Source organism: Sphingomonas sp. LH128 (assembly GCF_000293195.2).
In the GTDB taxonomy this organism is placed as follows: Bacteria; Pseudomonadota; Alphaproteobacteria; order Sphingomonadales; family Sphingomonadaceae; genus Novosphingobium; species Novosphingobium resinovorum_A.
Genome location: NZ_ALVC01000524.1, coordinates 1 through 1,431, shown reverse-complemented (window position 1 = coordinate 1,431; position 1,431 = coordinate 1). Strand labels below are relative to the sequence as shown.

The window sequence follows — 1,431 nt, the reverse complement described above, 5'->3', positions numbered from 1 at the left end:
TGATGCGCGCCTCCGCAAGCCTCGAGCGCCACCGTGCACCGCGGATGCTGGGCAAAGAATTCCAGCAGCTTGGTGCGGCTGATTTTGCGACTGAACAACGCTCGCCCACGCGCATCCGCACCATGCGCATGGAAAACATTCTTGGCGATATCCAAACCGATTGTGGTAACTTCCGACACGGACGCCTCCTCAAGTGGTGTTCAACACCTCCACTATGGCACATCGATGCCGTCGGGGGGCGTCCACCCCATCACCCAAATCCGCCGTCACCCTGAACTTTATCCGGACAGGTCCGCTCCCCATCCATTCAAACTTTCATACCTTCCCGCGGCATACCGCCGAATGGCGCCACCGGGCCGAAGCGCGCCACCATGTCGTAGGCATCGCCGAGGAACAGCTGGCGCACGTAAGTAATCCGCTCCGAGCCGCGCCACGTCCGGCGCTCGACGCACAGACACGGCGTTCCGACCGCCACGCCCAGCCATTCCGCTTCCTCGACTTGCGCGCCGACGGCCGAGATGCGCGTCTCCGCCTCGGTCCAGGGCACGTGCCGCAGGAGCCACGTCCCCGGAGGAACCGCGTCGAGGTCGGCGCCAACGATCTCCGGCACGGCCAGAGCGCTTACCAGGCGGAACTCCACGCCAAGCGGCGCGCCATCGACGAGGTGCAGGCCATCGATGTGGACCAGTTCCCCGCCGCCCGCGAGCAGCACTTCCTCCTCGTCATCGCCCGCTGCCCGGACCCGGCGGCGGATGGGCTGGAAAGCATAGTCCTGCCCGCGCTCGCGCACTTGCGCGGCGATGTCGGGCACGTCGAGCACCATTGAATGGACCTTCGGACGCGCCACGAACGTCCCCGCCCGCTTGCGCCGGTCGATCAGCCCCGCCGCGACGAGCGCCGAGAGCGCCTTGTTCACGGTCATGCGCGAGCAGCCGTATTCCTGCATCAGCTCCTGCTCGATCGGCAGGCGGTCACCGGGAGCCAGTTCGCCGCCGAGGATGCGGCCCTCGAAATCCGATCGAATGCGTTCGTGAAGGGGCATTCTCACGCGATCAGTGTCTCCAGTACCTTGGCATAGTCGCGGACCACCCGGTCGCGGACATGGTGGCGCCCTTCGCTCACCAGCTTGTCGCCATGGCGCCACACGCAGTCAATGGCCGAGCGCCCGGCGGCGAAGACGAAGCTGTCGGTTATCGCATCGCCCGCCCGGTGCACCATCGCCGGATGATCGAGGTTCAGGCTGACGATGTCGGCAGGCAGGCCGACCGCGATGCCGCCCTCGACGCCCAATGCCGCCGCCCCGCCCGTCAGCGCGCCTGCGTAAAGATCCGCGCCGGTGGAGCGGCCGCTTTCCCGGGCCATTACGTTGCGCGCGCGGCGCGTCAGGCGCTGGCCGTATTCGAGCAGGCGCAGTTCCTCGGCCGCGTCGAT

General features: G+C 67.1%; 1 protein-coding gene and 2 pseudogenes. All 3 read right to left on the bottom strand.

Features of this window, described 5'->3' with window-relative positions; translation table 11 throughout:
• Positions 1-179: pseudogene (locus LH128_RS32660) on the bottom strand (IS110 family transposase); the annotation flags it as partial.
• Positions 180-307: 128 nt separating this feature from the next.
• Positions 308-1,042 carry a histidine utilization repressor gene (gene hutC, locus LH128_RS29685; protein WP_008833402.1) on the bottom strand — a complete coding sequence of 245 codons (735 nt, stop codon included), beginning with the start codon at positions 1,040-1,042 and terminating at the stop codon, positions 308-310.
• A 2-nt stretch (positions 1,043-1,044) separates the two neighbouring features.
• A pseudogene (locus tag LH128_RS29680) lies at positions 1,045-1,431 on the bottom strand (formimidoylglutamate deiminase); the annotation flags it as partial.